Raw genomic sequence first — 19,278 nt, 5'->3', positions numbered from 1 at the left:
GATTATAGCGATGGTTTCCCCGCTGTGCTATCCGAAAAATCCTCAATGCTCATACGAAGAAAAGTCGCGGCAAAAAGCTCGGGCGGTAGCGGCAGGCTGACGATGTAGCCTTGCATCTGTTCGCAGCCTTCGGCAGCCAGGAAGGCTTGCTGTGCGGGGTTCTCCACGCCTTCGGCGATGATGGTGAATTGCATGCTGTGGCCCAGGGCGATAATGGCGCGCACGATCGCTGCGTCGTGGGGGTCGTCGGGCAGGCCGCGGACGAAGGATTGATCGATCTTGAGGAAGTCCAGCGGCAGGCGTTTGAGGTAGCTGAGGGATGAATAGCCGGTGCCAAAATCATCGATGGCCAGTTGTACGCCCAAGTCTTTGAGCTGGTGCAGTACCTCCAGCGCTTCTTCGGCCTGGCTCATGATGAAGTTCTCGGTGATCTCCAGTTGCAGGCAGCCTGGGTCGAGCCGGTAGTCGCGCAATAGCTGTTCGATGCGAGCCAGCAAGCCGGGGTGACGCAGTTGGGCGCCGGCCAGGTTGACCGACAGGGGGCCGAATTCGTCGAAAGTGCCTTGCCAGGCATGCATTTGTCGGCAGGCCTGTTCCAGCACCCAGTCACCGATCTGCAGGATCATGCCGTTCTCTTCGGCGAGGGCAATGAAGTGTTCGGGCGGCACGTCGCCAAAGGTGGGATGGCGCCAGCGGATCAGCGCTTCGGCGCCGATCAGTGCTTGAGTATTCAGGCTCAGTTTTGGCTGGTAGTACAGGGTCAGTTCATCGCGCTCGATGGCGCGGCGCAGTTCATGTTCGAGTGCCACGCGTTCGTTGGCCTGCGCAGTCAGGTCGCGGGTATAGCTTTCGACCCGGTTACGTCCCTTGGCCTTGGAGCGGTACATCGCAGCGTCGGCATTTTTGACCAGCGTCGCGACGTCGGTACCGTCCTGCGGGTACAGGCTGGTGCCGATGCTGGCGCTGATGAAGAACTCGTGTTCACCTGCCTGGAAGGGTGGGGTGAAGCAGGCCAGCAGTTTATTGGCCAGGTATTGGGCATCGCTGGGGTGCTGCAAGCCGGGGAGCAGGATGATGAATTCGTCGCCGCCCAGGCGAGCAACGGTGTCGATGTCGCGCAGTTGTTCCTTGAGGCGCACCGCGATGTCCTTGAGCAGCAAGTCGCCGATCGGGTGGCCGAGGCTGTCGTTGATGTGTTTGAAGCGGTCCAGATCGAGAAACAGTACGGCGCCCTGTTTGCCGGTTTCTTGATGCCCATTGAGGGCGGCCTGCAGTCGGTTTTCGAACAAAGTGCGGTTGGGCAGGCCGGTCAATGGATCGTGATGCGCCTGGTAATCTAGGCGGGCCTGGGCCAGTTTGAGGCTGGAGATGTCGGCAAACACCGCGACGAAGTGCGTGATCAACTGATCGCGATTACGCACTGCGCTGATCGTCAGCCAGCTGGGGTACAGCTCGCCGTTCTTGCGTCGGTTGGAGATCTCGCCCTGCCAATGCCCTTGAGTTGTCAGTTGGTGCCACATCGCCGCGTAGAAGGCGCTGTCATGCAGGCCGGAGGCGAGCAGGCGCGGCGTATGGCCAAGGGCTTCGGCCTCGCTGTAGCCGGTTATCTCGGTGAAGGCGCGGTTGACGGCGCTGATGTTCTGCCGGATATCAGTGATCAAGACGCCTTCGGCCGTGCTCTCGAACACCGTGGCGGCCTGTTGCAGTTTTTCCTGCATCAGTTGGCGTTCGGTGATGTCCCGCGCAATGGTCAGCATGCAGTCGTCGTCGCCGATAGGCAGCGGGCGGCTGGACAATTCGCACAGGCGAATCTGCCCATCGTTGCGACGAATATGGCAGATGAAATCACGCACAAAGCCATCGCGCTGCATCAGTTCCAGCATGTCTTTGCGTTCGTTGAGGTCGACCCAGATGCCCAGGTCCAGGGTTGATTGGTCGAGGGATGTTGCGCTAGTGAACCCCGTGATTCGGCTGAAACCATCGTTCACTTCAATCAACAGTCCATCATGCTGTCGGCTCAGCAGCAAGCCGTCGGGGGAGGCGTGGAAGGCCTTGGCGAATTTCTCTTCGGAGGTTTGCAGTTGTTGCTGGGTTTCCTTGAGTTGAGTGATGTCTCGCACCGCCACCACGATGGCCTCGGTGGTGTCCAATTGGAACGGCTCGGCGGAAATCAGCCCGGTGAAGGCTTGGCCATTGCTGCGCAGAAAGGGCATTTCGAGATTGCGGATGCTGGTGGTCTGCACCTGTTGCAGCAGGTCGGGGCCGACACCCTGGATGCCCCAGATATTCAGTTCGGTGGCGGTTTTGCCGACGACCTGTTGCGCCGTCAGGCCAATCTGGTCTTCGAACGCCTTGTTCACCTCCAGCAAGCAGCCATCAGACAGCCGTGCGATCACTAGCATGTCTGGGCATTGCTGGAACACCGAGGCAAATTTTTGCTCGGACAGTTGCAAGGCTTCTTCAGTGCGCTTGGCCTCGCTGATATCGATCATCAAGCCGCGCAGTACGGGCTCATGGCCGTGCTCAATCAGGCTGACGATGTCGCGCACCCATAAGCAGCGCCCGTCGGCGGTGATCACCCGGTAGTCGATGCTGTGGTCGCGATTGGCGCGGGTTTCCCGGTAGCAGTAGGCCTCGGTGCGGGTCAGGTCGGCGGGGTGAATGATGTTGCGCCAGAACCCCGGGATCAGCCAGTGGGCACGCGGATAACCCAGTAATTCCTCCGCGTGGGGCGAAACATAGCTGTAGGTGAAATCGGTGATACTGGCTTCCCAGGCGATGGCGGACAGGCTTTCCACCAAGCCGCGGTAGTGATATTCGCTGCTGCGCAGTTCCTGTTCGAGGGCGCCGCGGCGGGAAATTTCCGAACTGAGCCGGCGGTTGATCCGAATCACCACGGCCAGCACGGTACTCAGCAACAGTACCGCAGGCAGGCCGTAAGTCAGCAGATCCCTCCAGAAGGTGCGGTGATCGGTAAGGCTGCCAACCCAATGTTGTTGGATCGCATCGGTTTCTTCCGGGCTGAGGTCGGCCAGTACCTTATCGAGGATGCCCACCAGTACTTTGTTGTCGCGCGGTACGCCCATCGCCAGTTGGTAGCGGTAGGGCGTTTCACCGCTGACGTACAAACCGTCGAGCTTGAGTTGGCGCAGGTTCCAGACACTTGAGGCCAGGTCGCCGACCACCGCATCCACCTCATCGGTGGCCAAGGCTTGCAGGGTCGAGCTGACATTCGGCATGGCCACCAGATTGAGGTCGGGATGGTGGGTGCGGAGCAACTCATGGGGCGCGTAGTTTTCCACCACGGCAATCTTCAATCCGTAGAGGTCCTTAAGGGTGCGTGGTTTCGCGCCGCCTTCGTGGGCCAGGATGACGATGGGGAAATCAAGGTACGGGCGGGTAAACGCCATGTAGCTCTGGCGTTCCGGCGTGGACATGATGCCAGGCAGCAGGTCGATTTGGTTGTTCCGGGCCAGCTCCAGCACGGCGCCCCAGTTCGCCGGCTCGATCAACTTGACTCGCACGCCGAGGCGATCCTGGATCAGGCGCACGTAATCCGCCGCCAGGCCTTGGTAGCGGCCATCTTCGTCACGGTATTCAAAGGGTGGCCATGACGCGTCCACTCCCAGGCGCAACTCCTGATGGTCCGCCAGCCAGCCGCGCTCATCATCGCTGAGACTCAACGCGCCAGCCGTTGCGGTCCAGGTCAGCAGCCACAGTAAAAACACAGCCGGCAGTCTGGGCATAACGGTCTCGTTATGGCACGGGGAATGTTTCGAGTGTAGACGGGCATTACGGGGGGAGGGGTGTTGCGGAAGGTTTTATCGATACAAAACAAAACCCCCGGCCTGGGCCGGGGGTTCTGGTATCACTCGTCGAGGAAGGAGCGTAGATGCTCGCTTCGCGTCGGGTGGCGCAACTTGCGCAGCGCCTTGGCTTCGATCTGACGGATCCGTTCACGGGTCACGTCAAACTGCTTACCGACTTCCTCAAGGGTGTGGTCGGTATTCATGTCGATGCCGAAACGCATGCGCAGTACCTTGGCTTCACGAGCAGTGAGGCCGGAGAGTACGTCACGAGTCGCTTCTTTAAGGCTCTCAACGGTGGCGACATCGATTGGCGACTGCATAGTCGAGTCTTCGATGAAGTCACCCAGATGGGAGTCTTCGTCATCACCAATCGGCGTTTCCATGGAGATCGGCTCTTTAGCGATCTTCAATACCTTGCGGATTTTGTCCTCAGGCATTTCCATGCGTTCGCCCAGCTCTTCCGGGGTCGGTTCACGACCCATTTCCTGCAACATCTGCCGGGAAATGCGGTTCAGCTTGTTGATGGTCTCGATCATGTGCACCGGAATACGGATGGTGCGGGCCTGGTCGGCGATCGAGCGAGTGATCGCCTGACGGATCCACCAGGTGGCATAAGTCGAGAATTTGTAGCCACGACGGTATTCAAACTTGTCCACAGCCTTCATCAAGCCGATGTTGCCTTCCTGGATCAAGTCGAGGAATTGCAGGCCACGGTTGGTGTACTTCTTGGCGATGGAAATCACCAGACGCAAGTTCGCTTCGACCATCTCTTTCTTCGCGCGGCGGGCCTTGGCCTCACCGATCGACATGCGACGGTTGATGTCCTTGATCTCGGCAATCGTCAGACCGGTTTCGGTCTGCAGTGCGATCAGCTTTTGCTGGCAGCGAATGATGTCCGGCTGCAGGCGACCAATGGCTTCGGCGTATTTGCCTTTGCCTTTGGCGAGGCCGTCGGACCAGCTTTCGTCAACTTCGTTGCCCGGGAACTGGCGCAGGAAGTCGGCACGCGGCATGCGCGCATCACGGACACAGAGCTGCATGATCGCACGCTCTTGTGCACGCAGACGCTCAAGGGCACTGCGAACACGCTCAACCAGGCCTTCGAATTGCTTCGGTACCAGCTTGATCGGCATGAACAGTTCGGCCAGCGCCACCAGCTCGGCAATGACCAGCTTATTGCCGCGACCGTGCTTTTTCAGCGCCTTGCGGGTGATTTCCATTTGATCGGAAACCGCACCGAAACGCTGGGCAGCCACGATCGGATCCGGACCGCTTTCAACTTCATCTTCGTCGTCGCTGCTGGCTTCAGCATCGTCGTCTTCGGAATCGTCGTCGGCTTTCACCGCTTTCGGGTCGACAGGCGGCGGCACTTCGGCGGCAGGCGGCGCAATGCCGTCGTCCGGGTCGATGTAGCCACTCAGCACGTCGGACAGGCGACCACCTTCGGTGGTGACGCGGGTGTACTCGGAGAGAATATGGTCAACCGTGCCAGGGAAGTGCGCGATTGCGCCCATCACTTCACGGATGCCCTCTTCGATACGCTTGGCGATTTCGATTTCGCCTTCGCGTGTCAGCAGCTCGACGGTACCCATTTCACGCATATACATGCGCACAGGGTCGGTGGTACGACCGATATCGGTCTCCACAGCAGCCAGCGCGGCAGCAGCTTCTTCAGCTGCAGCCTCGTCGGTATCGGCGTCCGCCAGCATAAGAGAATCCTTATCTGGCGCAGCTTCGAATACGTTGATCCCCATGTCGTTAATCATGCGGATGATGTCTTCCACCTGCTCTGGATCTGAAATATCCTCAGGCAGGTGGTCGTTGACCTCCGCGTAAGTCAGGTAACCCTGCTCACGACCGAGAACGATCAACTCTTTGATACGAGACTGCTGTTGCGCTTTTCCGGACATAACACCCTATCCACTGAAGGTCTTGGCGGGCAAAAAACAAGCCGAGGATTATACCCGAGCTATGACCTCACACGCCAGCTGAGGTCGGGTTTGATGCGGAAACATTCTGTTTTAAGAGGTCGCGCATCTGTTTTGCTATCTGAATTTGCTCTTCAGCCGATAATCCAGGCTGCCTTGCTCTCTTGATGAGTTCATCGAGGGTCTGCGTGTGCTGACCCGCGGATAACCTAGTAATGGTGTCTAAAAACTGTTGTTCAAGGTTATCGCCGTCAATTAGCCACTCCTTTTCCGCGAGGGCTTTCAATAGGCGGCCTTGCTCGGTGCCATGCCAGCGAGCCATCAGCTGAATTGAGTTTAGCTTAGGATTTTTCTGTACCGCCTCGATCAAGGCGATCAGAACCTGAGCATAGGTGTTGCTCGCATTGGCAAAATGGTCGGCGCTCTCGACCTTGCCCGCCAGTTGCGGGTGATGGATGAGCGTACGCAACGCAATGAGCGTTGGCGCTTCAACGGCCACAGGCGTTCGCGGGGCGAAGGCCTCATCGCGATCGCCGCGCTTGCCGTTCTTGCTCCAGGGTTTGTTGTCCCATTTCTTGCCGCCGGCGCCGGGCTTCTTCGGTGTCCACTCCTGCTGGGGCGTGTAGGCCTCCTGCGGTTGGTGGAAGTCGGCGTAGTCGGGCATGGCGTCGTAATCCATGCCTGGGTCATAGGCCGGCGGCGCCTCCTGCGGTGCGTTGTGCACCAGCTGGCTGACGGCTTCGCCGCTCAGCCCAGTAATTTCCAGCAGGCGCATGCGCATCAGTGATTTCAGGTTGGCGCCTGGGACTTTATCGATCAACGGCGCCGCGAGGGTGGCCATGTGTGCCTTGCCTTCGAGGGAGCGCGGGTCGGCCTCTTCGGTCAGTTGCTGGAAAAAATAGTCTGCCAGGGGCTGTGCATGTTGATTGATGCGCGCGCGGAACGCGTCGGTGCCTTCGGAGCGCACCAAGGTGTCCGGGTCTTCGCCTTCAGGCAGGAACAGGAAGCGTGCGCGACGCCCATCCTGCAGGCTCGACAGCGTTGCCTCAAGCGCGCGCCAGGCGGCGTTGCGGCCGGCCTGATCGCCGTCAAAGCAGAACAGTACGCTGGGCACCACGCGGAACAGGCGTTTCATGTGTTCTTCGCTGGTGGCGGTGCCGAGTGTGGCCACGGCGTTGCGCAGGCCCTGTTGGGCGAGCGCGATCACGTCCATATAGCCTTCAACCACGATGATCTCATCGAGGTTGCGGTTGTTCTTGCGCGCCTCGAACAGGCCGTAGAGTTCCTGGCCTTTGTGGAATACCGCGGTTTCCGGGGAGTTCAGGTACTTGGGCTTGTCATCTCCCAGTACTCGACCACCAAAGGCGATGATGCGGCCACGGCTGTCGCGGATCGGGAACATCACGCGGTCGCGAAAGCGGTCATAGCGTTTGCCGGTTTCGGCGTTTTCAACCAGCAGGCCGGCGTCGATCATGGCTTTTTGCTGGAGGGTATCGCTGCTCAGGTGCTTGTACAGGTTGTCCCAGCCGGGCGGGGCGAAGCCGAGGCCGAAGTCACGGGCGATTTCACCGGTGAGGCCGCGGCCCTTGAGGTAATCGACGGCGGCCTTGCGCTGCGGATGGCTTTTAAGTGCCTGACGGTAAAAGTCGGCAGCGGCGGTCAGCAGCGGGTACAGCGGCGAATCGGTGGGTTGCCGCGGTTTGTGCGGTCGGCCGCTTTCTTCGCGAGGGATTTCCATGCCGGCGGCTTTCGCCAGGTCCTCGATCGCCTGGGGGAAATCCAGGTTGTCGTGGTCCATGAGAAAGCCCAGGGCGTTACCGCCTGCGCCGCAACCGAAGCAGTAGTAGAACTGTTTGTCGGGGCTGACGCTGAACGATGGGGTTTTCTCTTTGTGGAACGGGCAGCAGGCGGTGTAGTTCTTGCCGGCTTTTTTCAGCTGCACGCGCGAGCTGACAACATCGACGATGTCGGTGCGGTTCAGAAGGTCGTCAATAAAGCTCTGGGGAATCAGCCCGGCCATGGCGTTCTCGTCATCACTGCGTGTAAATGAGGGCCCGCTAAGTGCTCAAGCGCACGTATCGTCTGGCTCGATCATCGGTTGTCTGCTTGGGCTTTCAGGAAGTGTATCTGCCGATGGTTCACTGACGTTAATTTCAATCAGGTTTTCGGCATGGAAATGTTGCCCCGGCCTCCGGTCTTGGCCAATGGCGGGCCTCGGAAGCGCATTGTCGGGCACAGTCGATACAGTTGATCGCCTGCTTGAATAATAAGTGTGCGCGTCAGTAGCCTTGTTAGGCTCGTCAGAAGAGACGTGCACCGCTGGCAAAAGAGCCAGTCCTGACGTGTGAAGCAGTTGTCTCGGTCGCATGTGCGGCGTCAACAGTGAAGCATCAAGCGATATCCGCAAATGCCATTAGCCCGGCTGAGGGCCGGGCTTGGCAGAAGCTTGCTACGGACGTCTGTGTATTAGTACAGACGAACGGCGCGGCGCTGTTCGCGCTGAACTTTCTTGGCGTGACGCTTAACAGCGGCTGCTGCTTTACGCTTACGCTCAGAAGTTGGCTTCTCGTAAAATTCGCGGCTACGAACTTCAGCCAGTACACCGGCTTTTTCGCAGGAGCGCTTGAAACGACGCAGAGCTACGTCGAAGGGTTCGTTCTCTTTAACTTTGACGGCTGGCATCCAGAGCTACCTTCTTTCATTACCGGGATCAACGTTCTCGTCGCAAAAAATTCGCGGCTGAGGTCGTCGGTTTTTAAGGGTTGCGGATGTTAACCCCTCATTGCCCGGAATGCAAAGCCTCTGATCGAAAACCGCTAGTCGGGAGGGGGAGTGGCGACTATTATGCGCGCCTTCGAATCTAGCCTCTACAAGGCGCAAACCCATGCTAGTACTGGGACTTGAAACCTCCTGCGACGAAACCGGTGTCGCACTTTACGACAGTGAACGCGGGCTCTTGGCCGATGCGCTGTTCAGTCAGATCGACCTGCACCGCGCCTATGGCGGCGTGGTGCCGGAGCTGGCCAGCCGTGATCACGTCAAACGCATGCTGCCCCTGATTCGCCAGGTGCTGGATGAGGCCGGCTGCGTGCCGACCGAGATCGACGCGATCGCCTACACTGCTGGCCCCGGATTGGTCGGAGCCCTGCTGGTTGGGGCCTCTTGCGCCCAGGCGCTGGCTTTTGCCTGGGGCATTCCAGCCCTTGGTGTGCACCACATGGAAGGCCATTTATTGGCGCCCATGCTGGAAAAAACACCACCAGAGTTCCCGTTCGTCGCTTTGTTGGTTTCCGGCGGCCATACGCAGCTGGTTCAGGTGGATGGAATCGGCCAATACACCCTTTTGGGTGAATCCCTGGATGACGCCGCCGGTGAAGCGTTCGACAAAACTGCGAAGATGATGGGCCTCAATTATCCCGGCGGTCCGGAAATCGCCCGTCTTGCCGAAAAAGGTGTTGCCGGCCGTTATACCTTCCCACGCCCGATGTGCGATCGGCCTGGCCTGATGTTCAGTTTCAGTGGTTTGAAAACCTCTGCGCTGAACACCTGGCAGCAAAGCGTCAGCGCCGGGGACGACAGTGAGCAAGCCCGTTGCGACATCGCGCTGGCGTTCCAGCAGGCCGTGGTAGAGACTTTGACCATCAAGTGCAAGCGCGCCCTGAAACAGGCGGGCATGAAGCGCCTGGTAATCGCAGGCGGCGTCAGTGCCAACAAGGCTTTACGCACGTCACTGGAAAAAATGCTCGGCGAGATGAAGGGCGACGTGTTCTACGCGCGGCCAGAGTTCTGCACCGACAATGGCGCGATGATCGCCTATGCCGGTTGCCAACGCTTGCAGGCGGGTCAGCACGAAAGCCTGGCGATCAGCGTGCAGGCGCGCTGGCCGATGGAGCAGTTGTCGCCGCTCTAGGGCCGCAACGTGAGCCGGGCTCATCGGACGTATTTAAAAATGCCGTTCGCGCCCGGCAAACAGGTCGCGTAAATTGCCCCGGTGGCGCCAGACGATCAGCAGTGTCAGTGCGCTCATCGGCAACAACGCCGCCGGTTCTTGCCAGGCCAATAGCGGCAGGGTGAGCGGGGTGGCGATCAGCGCGGCGAGTGAGCTGGTGCGGGTCAGGTAGAACGTCAGGAGCCAGGCAAGTACGGCCAGCAATGCCGCCGGTGGGTAAATCCCCAGCAGCATGCCGGCTGCCGTTGCGACGCCTTTGCCACCGCGAAAGCGGAAGTACAGTGGAAACAGATGGCCGAGGACGGCGCATACACCGATCCAGGCCTGTTGTTGCAGGGTAAGGCCGGCGAGGCTGGCGATCAGCACGGGCAGCAAGCCCTTGCACACGTCGCCCAGCAGCGTGAGTACGGCGAGTTTCTTACCGGCCAGGCGCAACATATTGGTGGCGCCGGCATTGCCTGAGCCACTCATTCGCGGATCGGGGTTTCCCGTCAGGCGGCTGAGCAAAATGGCGAAGGACAGCGAGCCGAGCAGGTAGGCGAGGATCGCCAGTGACCAAAACATGCTAACTATTCCGGGCGAGGACGCCCTGATTCTAACGGGGCATTGCGCCCTTGTCGTGCTGCGGAGAAGAGTGCTTGGACAGAGTGTTTATCGAAGGCCTGGAAGTCGACACCGTCATCGGGGCCTACGACTGGGAACGCGGAATCCGCCAATGCCTGCGCCTGGACCTGAGCTTCGCCTGGGATAACCGCCCGGCCGCCGCCGGTGACGACCTGACCTTGGCACTGGATTACGCCAGCGTCTCCGCGCGCATCCAGGCGTTTGCCGAACAATCCCAGTACCAGTTGGTGGAAACCTTTGCCGAACGCCTGGCGCAAGTGCTGATGAGTGAGTTCCAGATTCCCTGGTTGCACCTCAAGTTGACCAAGCCCGGCGCCGTGCCGGCTGCCAAGGGCGTGGGCGTGGAGATCGAGCGCGGATGTCGCTAACTCAGGTATACCTTGGCCTAGGCAGCAATATCGAGCGCGAATCCCATCTACGCGCCGGCCTTGACGCGCTGGCGAGCTTTTTGACGGATGTGCGCTGCTCGCCAGTGTTCGAAAGCCAGCCGGTGGGCATCAAGAGCGGTCCGTTTTTCAATCTGGTGGTATCGGCCTACACCGACCTGCCGCTGATGGAACTGGATCGCCGGTTGAAATTCATCGAAGCCGACAATGGCCGCTATGCGCCGGACCGCAAGGGCCTGCCGCTGGATATCGATGTGCTGCTGTATGGCGAGCTGGTGGGTAACTTCGATGGCTTGGTCCTGCCGCGTGCAGAGATCCTGAAAAACGCGTTTGTGCTGTGGCCGCTGTCGTTGATGGCGCCAGAGCGCGTGCACCCTGAGGTGGGCAAGACCCTGGCTGAGTTATGGCGCAATGCGCAAATTGACCAGGTGCTCGCGCCTGTCGGGTTTGAATGGCAAGGCCAGCAACTCACCCCAGACGCACTCTTATAGGCGCCGAGCTTCCTGTGGCGAGGGAGCAAGCGCCCTCGCCACGGATGGGCAGCGTCTAGAGAATGGGCTGTTCTTTGTAGGCCTTCAACGCCTTAAGCCTTTCGCGCTTCAGCGCCTCACCCAGTTCCGGGCCTTTGAAGCCCTTCTCCAGCAAGGGCGCGACGGCCACTTCGCGCGCCACCTTCGCCGCCCCGCGCAAATAATCCGCCTGTGGATAACTTCGCTGCTCCAGGCCTTTTCGGCCTCGGGCATCCATCTCGCAGGCGACCACAAATTCTTCAAAGCGCTGCGGCCGACGGTACACATCGAAACTGTGCAGCAATTCCAGCAACGTCGAGGCTTTCAACTCCAGCGCCCGATGGCCGTGGGTGTGATATTGGCCCACCAGCAGCGCCAGCTCCTGGCAGTCCTTCGGTACTTTGAAGCGTTCATTGACAGCCTTGATCAGCTTCAAGCCGGTGTGTTCGTGAGCAATATGCTGCGGCAGCTTATCCGCCGGCGTCAGACCCTTGCCCAAGTCATGCAGTAGGCAGGCCCAGCGCACGGTCAGCGGCTGTTTGTGCACGGCGGCTTGTTGCAGCACGCTCAAGGTGTGGATGCCGGTGTCGATTTCAGGGTGATGGGCTTCGGGTTGCGGTACGCCGAACAGTGCATCGACCTCGGGCATCAAGGTTTTCAATGCATCGCAGTCGCGCAGTACTTGGATAAACACCTGGGGCTGGTCTTCCATCAGCGCGCGGGAGATTTCTTTCCAGCTGCGCTCAGGTGTCAGCGCTTCCAGTTCGCCGGATTCGCTGAGTTGACGCATCAGCGCCAGGGTTTCCGGCGCGACCGTAAAACCCAGGTGCGCGTAACGTGCAGCAAAGCGCGCAACGCGGAGCACTCGTAGCGGATCTTCGGCGAACGCCGGGGAAACGTGGCGCAGAATGCGCGCTTCAAGATCATGTTGGCCGTGATAAGGGTCGGTCAAATGACCGTCATCGTCTTCCGCCATGGCGTTGATGGTCAGGTCGCGACGGATCAGGTCTTCTTCCAGCGTCACTTCTGGGCTCGCATGAAACACAAAGCCGCCATAACCCCGGCCACTCTTGCGCTCTGTGCGGGCAAGGGCGTATTCTTCACCATTTTTCGGGTCGAGGAACACGGGGAAGTCAGCGCCGACGGGTTTGAAACCCTTGGCCAGCATCTCTTCGGTGGTCGCCCCCACGACGACGCGGTCAACATCGGTGACCTTGATGCCCAGCAGGCGGTCACGCACGGCACCGCCGACTTTGTAGATTTTCATGAAAAAGCCTCCATTAGCAGCACAGGATACCGCCTGTGCCTGGCCAATGGAGGCTTTGCTGTTTCAGAGATGAACGACGGCCAGGTCCAGTCGGCCGTAGTCGTTGTCGCCATGCTCGCTGCGCGGCGGTACATGGTGAGTCTTCATCACTTGGTCGCCCTGCAGGGTTTCTAAATGAATGTCGAAGCCCCATAGGCGGTGCAGGTGCTTGAGTACTTCCTCGGTGGATTCGCCCAGGGGTTTGCGGTCATGTTGCTGATGGCGCAAGGTCAACGAGCGATCGCCGCGCACATCGATGCTGTAGATCTGCACGTTCGGCTCGCGGTTGCCCAGGTTGTACTGCGCCGCCAGCGTTTCGCGGATGGTGCGGTAGCCGGGCTCGTCGTGGATGGCCGGTACCACCAGGTCATCCTTGAGGTCGTCATCCATGATGCTGAACAGCTTGAGGTCCCGAATCACTTGGGGTGACAGGTACTGCAGGATAAAACTCTCGTCCTTGAAACTGCTCATGGCGAACTTGATGGTGGACAACCAATCGGTGCCAGCGATTTCCGGGAACCAGTGGCGGTCTTCTTCGGTAGGGTGTTCGCACATACGCCGGATATCGCGGTACATGGCGAAGCCCAGTGCGTAGGGGTTGATACCGCTGTAGTACGGGCTGTCGAACCCCGGCTGGAACACCACGCTGGTGTGGGAGGTGAGGAACTCCATCATGAAACCGTCAGTGACCAGGCCTTCGTCGTACAGATCGTTCATTAGCGTGTAGTGCCAGAACGTCGCCCAGCCTTCGTTCATCACTTGGGTCTGGCGCTGTGGATAAAAGTACTGGGCGATCTTGCGCACGATGCGCACGATTTCCCGTTGCCACGGTTCCAGCAGTGGTGCGTGTTTTTCCAGAAAGTACAGGATGTTTTCCTGAGGTTCGGCGGGGAAGCGCGCATTGTCCTTGTCGCTGTTTTTACCGGCACGTTTTGGAATAGTGCGCCACAGGTCGTTGATCTGCTTTTGCAGGTGTTCCTCGCGTTCCTTCTGGCGCAGGCGTTCTTCTTCGGCGGAAATCGGGTAGGGGCGTTTGTAGCGGTCGACCCCGTAGTTCATCAGCGCATGGCAGGAGTCGAGCAAGTCTTCCACCGCATCAATGCCGTGGCGTTCCTCGCATTGCATGATGTACTGCTTGGCGAACACCAGGTAATCAATGATTGAGCTGGCATCGGTCCAGGTGCGGAACAGGTAGTTGCCCTTGAAGAAGCTGTTGTGTCCGTAGCAGGCGTGTGCGACCACCAGCGCCTGCATGCAGATGGTGTTTTCTTCCATCAGGTAGGCAATGCACGGGTCGGAGTTGATCACGATCTCGTACGCCAGGCCCATCTGGCCTCGGGTGTAGGACTTCTCGGTACTGAGAAAGTGTTTGCCGTAGGACCAATGGTGATACCCCAACGGCATGCCGACCGAGGCGTAGGCATCCATCATCTGTTCCGCGGTGATCACTTCGATCTGGTTGGGGTAGGTATCCAGGGCATAACCCGCCGCGATGCGGCTGATTTCCCGGTCATAGGCCTGGATCAGTTCAAAGGTCCACTCGGACCCCGTGGATATGGGTTGGCGCTTATGCTCTTTTTTGGCGGTCATGTCACTAACCTGCGCTGGAAGAGTTCACGGAAGACCGGGTAGATATCGCCGGCCGAGACCAGTTGCTGTTGGGCGAATGTGTCGGCAAAGGCTTCGCCAATGCGCTCGTATTCGAACCACAGGGCCTGATGCTCACGGGGGGTGATTTCAACGTAAGTGTAGTACTGCACGAAAGGCATGATCTGGTTGATCAGAATGTCGCGGCAGATGGGCGAGTCGTCGTTCCAGTTGTCACCGTCCGAGGCCTGGGCCACGTAGATGTTCCACTCGTTGGCGGGGTAGCGTTCGGCCATGATCTCCTGCATCAGCTTCAAGGCACTGGAGACGATGGTCCCGCCCGTTTCCCGTGAATAGAAAAACTCCTCCTCGTCGACCTCCCGCGCGCTGGTGTGATGGCGGATGAACACTACGTCGATCTTGTCGTAGTTCCGCTTGAGAAACAGGTAAAGCAGGATAAAGAAGCGCTTGGCGATGTCCTTGGTGGCCTGGGTCATGGAGCCGGACACGTCCATCAGGCAGAACATCACTGCCTTGGAGCTGGGGTTGGGTTGTTTGACCAGCAAGTTGTATTTCAAGTCAAAGGTGTCGAGAAATGGTACGCGGTGAATACGTGCGCTGAGTTTCTCGATTTCCGCCTCTATTTCCTGGATATCGCCGAAGTTGTCCGGTTCTTCACGCTTCAGTCGAGCCAGCTCTTCCTTGGCGTCCCTGAGTTTGGCGCGGCTGCTGCCTGACAGGGCGATGCGCCGCGCATGGGCCGAGCGCAGGGTACGGATGATATTGATGCGGGAAGGGTTGCCCTCGTTGCTGATCCCGGCGCGAACGGTCTTGAAGGTGTCGGTGCCGGTCAAGTTGCGCTTGACCAGATTAGGCAGCTCCAGGTCCTCGAACATGAATTCGAGAAATTCCTCCTGGGTAATCTGGAACACGAACTCATCCATGCCTTCGCCGGAATTGCCCGCCTTGCCAGGGCCTTTACCGCCGCCACCGCCTTGTGGGCGCTGGATGTGCTCACCGGTGGTGAACTCCTTGTTGCCCGGATGCACGACGGTCTGTTTGCCGCCCCGGCCGTGGTGCAGCACCGGTTCGTCGATGTCCCGTCCGGGAATGCTGATTTGCTCGCCATGCTCCATATCCGTGATGGAGCGGCGGCTGACGGCCTCCTCGACGGCTTTTTTGATGTGGTCACGGTAACGCCGCAGGAAACGCTGGCGGTTTACCGTGCTCTTGTTCTTGCCATTGAGGCGTCGGTCGATCACATAGCTCATGGGGAGCCCTCCGGGCAGCTTCACGTTACAAGCTTCAAGCCGCGAGCTGGAAGCTTAGAGACAAGCGGTCAGCTGCCAGGCCTGGGGCCCGGCAGCGCACGCCTGTCGCTGCCTTACTGCGATTTGCGAACCCGCAGGTACCACTCGGAGAGCAGCCGTACCTGTTTGTCGGTGTAGCCGCGCTCGACCATTCGTGTGACGAAGTCGTTGTGCTTTTGCTGATCCTCCTTGCTGGCCTTGGCGTTGAAGCTGATGACCGGCAGCAGATCCTCCGTGTTGGAGAACATTTTCTTCTCGATGACCACTCGCAGCTTCTCGTAGCTGAGCCAGGTCGGGTTCTTGCCATTGTTGTTGGCCCGGGCGCGCAGCACGAAGTTGACGATTTCGTTGCGGAAATCCTTCGGATTGCTGATGCCGGCCGGTTTTTCGATTTTTTCCAGTTCCTCGTTGAGGGCGACGCGGTTGAGGATCTCGCCGGTTTCCGGGTCGCGGTATTCCTGGTCCTGGATCCAGAAGTCGGCGTACAGCACGTAACGGTCGAAGATGTTCTGGCCGTACTCGCTGTAGGACTCCAGGTACGCGGTCTGGATTTCCTTGCCAATGAATTCAATGTAGCGCGGCGCCAGGTACTCCTTGAGGAAGCGCAGGTAGCGCTCGCGGGTTTCCGCCTGGAATTGCTCCTGTTCGATCTGCTGTTCCAGCACGTAAAGCAAGTGCACCGGGTTGGCAGCGATTTCGTGGGGGTCAAAGTTGAAAACCTTGGACAGGATCTTGAACGCGAAGCGCGTCGACAGGCCGTTCATGCCCTCGTCCACACCCGCCGTGTCGCGGTATTCCTGGATCGACTTGGCCTTGGGATCGGTGTCCTTGAGGTTTTCGCCGTCGTACACGCGCATCTTCGAATAGATATTCGAGTTCTCCGGTTCCTTGAGGCGCGACAGCACGGTGAACTGGGCGAGCATCTTCAGGGTGTCGGGGGCGCAATGGGCCTTGGCCAGGGAGCTGTTGAACAGCAACTTGTCGTAGATCTTGATTTCATCGCTGACGCGCAGGCAGTACGGCACCTTGACGATGTAGATCCTGTCGATGAAGGCTTCGTTGTTCTTGTTGTTACGGAAGGTGTGCCATTCCGATTCGTTGGAGTGGGCCAGCAGGATCCCGGTGAACGGAATCGCGCCCAGCCCTTCGGTGCTGTTGTAGTTGCCTTCCTGGGTTGCGGTAAGCAGTGGGTGCAGCACCTTGATCGGTGCCTTGAACATCTCCACGAACTCCATCAGGCCCTGGTTGGCCCGGCACAGTGCGCCTGAATAGCTGTAGGCGTCGGCGTCGTTCTGCGGGAATTCTTCGAGTTTACGGATATCGACCTTACCCACCAGTGCCGAGATGTCCTGGTTGTTCTCGTCACCCGGTTCGGTCTTCGCCACGCCGATCTGGTTGAGGATGGACGGGTAGAGTTTCACCACGCGGAATTGGCTGATGTCACCACCGAATTCGGCCAGGCGCTTGGTGGCCCAAGGCGACATGATGGTGTTGAGGTAACGGCGCGGGATGCCGAAGTCTTCTTCGAGGATTGCGCCATCTTCCGTGGCGTTGAACAGGCCCAGGGGCGATTCGAAGACCGGTGATCCCTTGATGGCGTAGAAAGGCACCTTCTCGATCAGTTGTTTGAGCTTTTCGGCCAGGGACGACTTACCGCCGCCGACGGGGCCCAGCAGGTAGAGGATCTGTTTCTTCTCTTCCAGGCCCTGGGCGGCGTGGCGGAAGTAGGAGACGATCTGGTCAATGCATTCTTCCATGCCGTGGAAGTCTTCAAAGGCCGGATAGCGGCGGATCACCTTGTTGGAGAATATTCGCGACAGCCGCGAGTTGTTGGCGGTTTCCACCAGCTCCGGCTCGCCAATTGCCAGTAGCAGGCGTTCGGCGGCAGACGCGTAGGTGCTGCGGTCCTGTTTGCACAGCTCGAGATACTCTTGCAGCGTGAGTTCTTCTTGCTGTGTGGACGCGAAGCGTTGTTGGAAGTGGCTAAAGATACTCATGACGTCGTCACCTCGCTCGATACGTGGAGCCGACGCCGGATCAATCAGTCGATGCTGGCAGACATTGGCAGACGCCAATGACTGTTTTCCCCCCAAACACCCTGAAACACTACCGATGACCCGCACGCCGGTGTACCGGCTCTCCCCTGATTCGGATGGCCTGCGCTTAAGGATAGTTCGGAATCGGAGAGGTCAAGGCGCGATGCGCAATTAGTTTGGCTGCGCCGTTCGTCAGAAACGGCGCGAGCCCAAGCGTCACGCGGGGTAGCGGGGTTTGAAAAAAATTATTGCGAATTGCCTGAAGAAATTTCCGCAGGATAAGTCGCGCGCCACAGTTCAAAGCCACCGTCCAGGCTATAGACGTCGGAGAAGCCCTGGCTGATCAGATAGGCTGCTGCACTCTGGCTGGAGTTGCCGTGGTAGCACGCCACGATCACGGGCGCGTCGAGGTCGGCGGCACGGATAAAATCGGCGATGTTGACGTTGTCCAGGTGCTGGGCGCCGCGGATGTGGGCCGCCAGATAAGTCGGCTGGTCACGGATGTCGACCACTACGGCGCCTTTTTCGCGCAGGGCCTGGGCTTGTTCGGGAGGGATACGTTTGAATTCGCTCATGGCGGGCTCCTAGGGCTTGGCGGTGATAGGTTGGGGCGATTCGCACTGGCAGCTCTGGCGCTCGCCGGTATCGATATTCATCAGGGTCATGGCGCCGCCCCACACGCAACCGGTGTCTAGGGCGAACACGCCGGGCTCATCGCATTTGCCCTCAAGGGCCGCCCAGTGACCGAAAATGATCTGGGTGTCGCGGGCCTTGCGGTCCTTGTGCGCGAACCAGGGTTTGTAGCCTGGCAATGCGGTGTCGGCGCCTTCCTTGCTTTTGAGGTCCAGCTTGCCCTCGGCGGTGCAGAAGCGCATGCGCGTGAAGTAGTTTGTGATCACCCGCAGGCGCGCAACGCCGGTGAGATCGTTGTCCCACTTCACTGGCTCGTTGCCGTACATGCCGTCGAGGTAGGCGGTGTACAGGTTGTCATCGGCCAGGGCGCTTTCGACTTCCGCGGCGCACTTGAGCGCTTTCTTCAGTGTCCACTGGGGCGGGATGCCAGCATGGACCAAGGCCATATTGCGGCCTTCGTCGTAATGCAGGATTTTTTGCCGGCGAAGCCAGTCGAGCAACTCGGTGCGATCCGGTGCTTCGAGGATTTCCCGCAGGGTATCGCCCTTTTTCAGACGCTCAATGTTACGGCCGGCCGCGAGCAGGTGCAGGTCGTGGTTGCCCAGTACGCACACCAAGGAATCGCGCAGGCTATATAAGTAGCGCAACGTCGCCAGGGACTCGGGACCGCGATTGACCAAGTCACCGACCAGCCACAGGCGATCTTTCGCTGGGTCGAAGGCTACGCGGTCAAGCAGGCACTTGAGGGGCTCCAGGCACCCTTGCAGGTCTCCGACCGCGTAGGTCGCCATCAGTGCAGGGCTCCGGGCACGGCGAGGCGGAAGGGCGGGATGATGGCGTCGAACAATTTACCGTCGGTGGCCTTCATCTGATAGGAGCCCTGCATGGTGCCGACTTTGGAGGTCATCACCGTGCCGCTGCTGTAGGTGTGGCTCGCGCCGATGTCGATCAGCGGTTGCTGGCCTACCACGCCTGCGCCGCGTACTTCCTCGACCTGGCCGTCACCGTCGGTGATCACCCAGTGGCGGGACAGCAGCTTGGCCGGCACCAGCCCGTTGTTTTTCACCGTGATGGTGTAGGCAAAGGCGAAGCGGTTTTGTTCAGGTTGCGATTGATCCGCCAGGAAGCGGGTGACGACGCTGACGTCGATCTGGTAGCGAGGATCGGACATGCAAGAGGCCTTAAAAGCAAAAGCGGAGGA

15 protein-coding genes are annotated in these 19,278 nt (G+C 59.3%); 3 read left to right on the top strand and 12 right to left on the bottom strand.

The window, feature by feature from the left end:
* Positions 1–2: 2 nt before the first annotated feature.
* The 4 genes from JBO08_RS11315 to rpsU all read right to left on the bottom strand — a co-directional run bounded on the left by JBO08_RS11315 (position 3) and on the right by rpsU (position 8,419).
* On the bottom strand, positions 3–3,746 hold the full coding sequence (locus tag JBO08_RS11315) for a bifunctional diguanylate cyclase/phosphodiesterase (RefSeq protein ID WP_065880136.1): 3,744 nt from the start codon (positions 3,744–3,746) through the stop codon (positions 3–5).
* A gap of 122 nt (positions 3,747–3,868) precedes the next feature.
* Positions 3,869–5,719, bottom strand: a complete 1,851-nt coding sequence (gene rpoD / locus JBO08_RS11310; RefSeq protein WP_065871800.1) for an RNA polymerase sigma factor RpoD — start codon at positions 5,717–5,719, stop codon at positions 3,869–3,871.
* Between the two features lie 67 nt (positions 5,720–5,786).
* Complete coding sequence (gene dnaG, locus JBO08_RS11305) at positions 5,787–7,757, bottom strand: DNA primase (RefSeq protein WP_065871799.1); 1,971 nt, start codon at positions 7,755–7,757, stop codon at positions 5,787–5,789.
* Positions 7,758–8,203: 446 nt separating this feature from the next.
* Complete coding sequence (gene rpsU / locus JBO08_RS11300) at positions 8,204–8,419, bottom strand: 30S ribosomal protein S21 (protein ID WP_002551877.1); 216 nt, start codon at positions 8,417–8,419, stop codon at positions 8,204–8,206.
* A 202-nt stretch (positions 8,420–8,621) separates the two neighbouring features.
* Here rpsU and tsaD point away from each other — a divergent pair, with 202 nt between their 5' ends.
* Positions 8,622–9,647: a tRNA (adenosine(37)-N6)-threonylcarbamoyltransferase complex transferase subunit TsaD gene (gene tsaD, locus JBO08_RS11295; RefSeq protein WP_065871797.1), complete on the top strand. Its 1,026-nt coding sequence runs from the start codon at positions 8,622–8,624 to the stop codon at positions 9,645–9,647.
* 33 nt (positions 9,648–9,680) lie between these two features.
* Here tsaD and plsY read toward each other — a convergent pair whose 3' ends face one another.
* Positions 9,681–10,250 carry a glycerol-3-phosphate 1-O-acyltransferase PlsY gene (plsY, locus tag JBO08_RS11290; protein ID WP_065871796.1) on the bottom strand — a complete coding sequence of 190 codons (570 nt, stop codon included), beginning with the start codon at positions 10,248–10,250 and terminating at the stop codon, positions 9,681–9,683.
* A 74-nt stretch (positions 10,251–10,324) separates the two neighbouring features.
* Between plsY and folB the strand changes: the two genes are divergently transcribed.
* A complete protein-coding gene (gene folB, locus JBO08_RS11285) occupies positions 10,325–10,678 on the top strand; it encodes a dihydroneopterin aldolase (protein ID WP_032883867.1) in 354 nt (117 codons plus the stop codon).
* Entirely contained in the window at positions 10,669–11,187 is a 519-nt protein-coding gene (gene folK / locus JBO08_RS11280) for a 2-amino-4-hydroxy-6-hydroxymethyldihydropteridine diphosphokinase (RefSeq protein WP_065909925.1), read from the top strand. Before folB ends, folK begins: the two co-directional genes overlap by 10 nt.
* A gap of 55 nt (positions 11,188–11,242) precedes the next feature.
* On the opposite strand, the gene JBO08_RS11275 is transcribed toward folK, so the two are convergent.
* From JBO08_RS11275 to apaG, 7 genes are all read right to left on the bottom strand, one after another.
* Positions 11,243–12,472, bottom strand: coding sequence for a multifunctional CCA addition/repair protein (locus JBO08_RS11275; protein WP_220074752.1), 1,230 nt, complete (start codon positions 12,470–12,472; stop codon positions 11,243–11,245).
* A gap of 63 nt (positions 12,473–12,535) precedes the next feature.
* Positions 12,536–14,101, bottom strand: a complete 1,566-nt coding sequence (locus JBO08_RS11270) for a SpoVR family protein (RefSeq protein ID WP_220074753.1) — start codon at positions 14,099–14,101, stop codon at positions 12,536–12,538.
* Complete coding sequence (locus JBO08_RS11265; protein WP_220074754.1) at positions 14,098–15,369, bottom strand: YeaH/YhbH family protein; 1,272 nt, start codon at positions 15,367–15,369, stop codon at positions 14,098–14,100. Before JBO08_RS11265 ends, JBO08_RS11270 begins: the two co-directional genes overlap by 4 nt.
* A 113-nt stretch (positions 15,370–15,482) precedes the next feature.
* Positions 15,483–17,405 (bottom strand): PrkA family serine protein kinase, encoded by a 1,923-nt coding sequence (locus JBO08_RS11260; RefSeq protein WP_003194732.1) that lies wholly within the window; start codon positions 17,403–17,405, stop codon positions 15,483–15,485.
* Positions 17,406–17,689: 284 nt separating this feature from the next.
* Complete coding sequence (gene glpE / locus JBO08_RS11255) at positions 17,690–18,019, bottom strand: thiosulfate sulfurtransferase GlpE (RefSeq protein WP_065871790.1); 330 nt, start codon at positions 18,017–18,019, stop codon at positions 17,690–17,692.
* Positions 18,020–18,028: 9 nt separating this feature from the next.
* Complete coding sequence (locus tag JBO08_RS11250; protein WP_065871789.1) at positions 18,029–18,868, bottom strand: symmetrical bis(5'-nucleosyl)-tetraphosphatase; 840 nt, start codon at positions 18,866–18,868, stop codon at positions 18,029–18,031.
* The gene (gene apaG, locus JBO08_RS11245; RefSeq protein WP_049711262.1) at positions 18,868–19,248 is read right to left on the bottom strand and encodes a Co2+/Mg2+ efflux protein ApaG; all 381 of its coding nucleotides are present in this window, start codon (positions 19,246–19,248) and stop codon (positions 18,868–18,870) included. The genes JBO08_RS11250 and apaG overlap by 1 nt, the downstream gene beginning before the upstream one ends.
* Positions 19,249–19,278 lie beyond the last annotated feature (30 nt).

The sequence above is a fragment of the Pseudomonas sp. LAP_36 genome, assembly GCF_019456785.1.
Classification (GTDB): Bacteria; Pseudomonadota; Gammaproteobacteria; order Pseudomonadales; family Pseudomonadaceae; genus Aquipseudomonas; species Aquipseudomonas tritici.
This window is presented reverse-complemented; position numbering and strand designations above follow the sequence as displayed.

Coding starts and splice junctions, on each gene's coding strand:
- JBO08_RS11315 (WP_065880136.1), bottom strand. CDS start 3,746: ATGCCCAGACTGCCGGCTGTGTTTTTACTGTGGCTGCTGACCTGGACC.
- rpoD (WP_065871800.1), bottom strand. CDS start 5,719: ATGTCCGGAAAAGCGCAACAGCAGTCTCGTATCAAAGAGTTGATCGTT.
- dnaG (WP_065871799.1), bottom strand. CDS start 7,757: ATGGCCGGGCTGATTCCCCAGAGCTTTATTGACGACCTTCTGAACCGC.
- rpsU (WP_002551877.1), bottom strand. CDS start 8,419: ATGCCAGCCGTCAAAGTTAAAGAGAACGAACCCTTCGACGTAGCTCTG.
- tsaD (WP_065871797.1), top strand. CDS start 8,622: ATGCTAGTACTGGGACTTGAAACCTCCTGCGACGAAACCGGTGTCGCA.
- plsY (WP_065871796.1), bottom strand. CDS start 10,250: ATGTTTTGGTCACTGGCGATCCTCGCCTACCTGCTCGGCTCGCTGTCC.
- folK (WP_065909925.1), top strand. CDS start 10,669: ATGTCGCTAACTCAGGTATACCTTGGCCTAGGCAGCAATATCGAGCGC.
- JBO08_RS11275 (WP_220074752.1), bottom strand. CDS start 12,472: ATGAAAATCTACAAAGTCGGCGGTGCCGTGCGTGACCGCCTGCTGGGC.
- JBO08_RS11270 (WP_220074753.1), bottom strand. CDS start 14,101: ATGACCGCCAAAAAAGAGCATAAGCGCCAACCCATATCCACGGGGTCC.
- JBO08_RS11265 (WP_220074754.1), bottom strand. CDS start 15,369: ATGAGCTATGTGATCGACCGACGCCTCAATGGCAAGAACAAGAGCACG.
- JBO08_RS11260 (WP_003194732.1), bottom strand. CDS start 17,405: ATGAGTATCTTTAGCCACTTCCAACAACGCTTCGCGTCCACACAGCAA.
- glpE (WP_065871790.1), bottom strand. CDS start 18,019: ATGAGCGAATTCAAACGTATCCCTCCCGAACAAGCCCAGGCCCTGCGC.
- JBO08_RS11250 (WP_065871789.1), bottom strand. CDS start 18,868: ATGGCGACCTACGCGGTCGGAGACCTGCAAGGGTGCCTGGAGCCCCTC.
- apaG (WP_049711262.1), bottom strand. CDS start 19,248: ATGTCCGATCCTCGCTACCAGATCGACGTCAGCGTCGTCACCCGCTTC.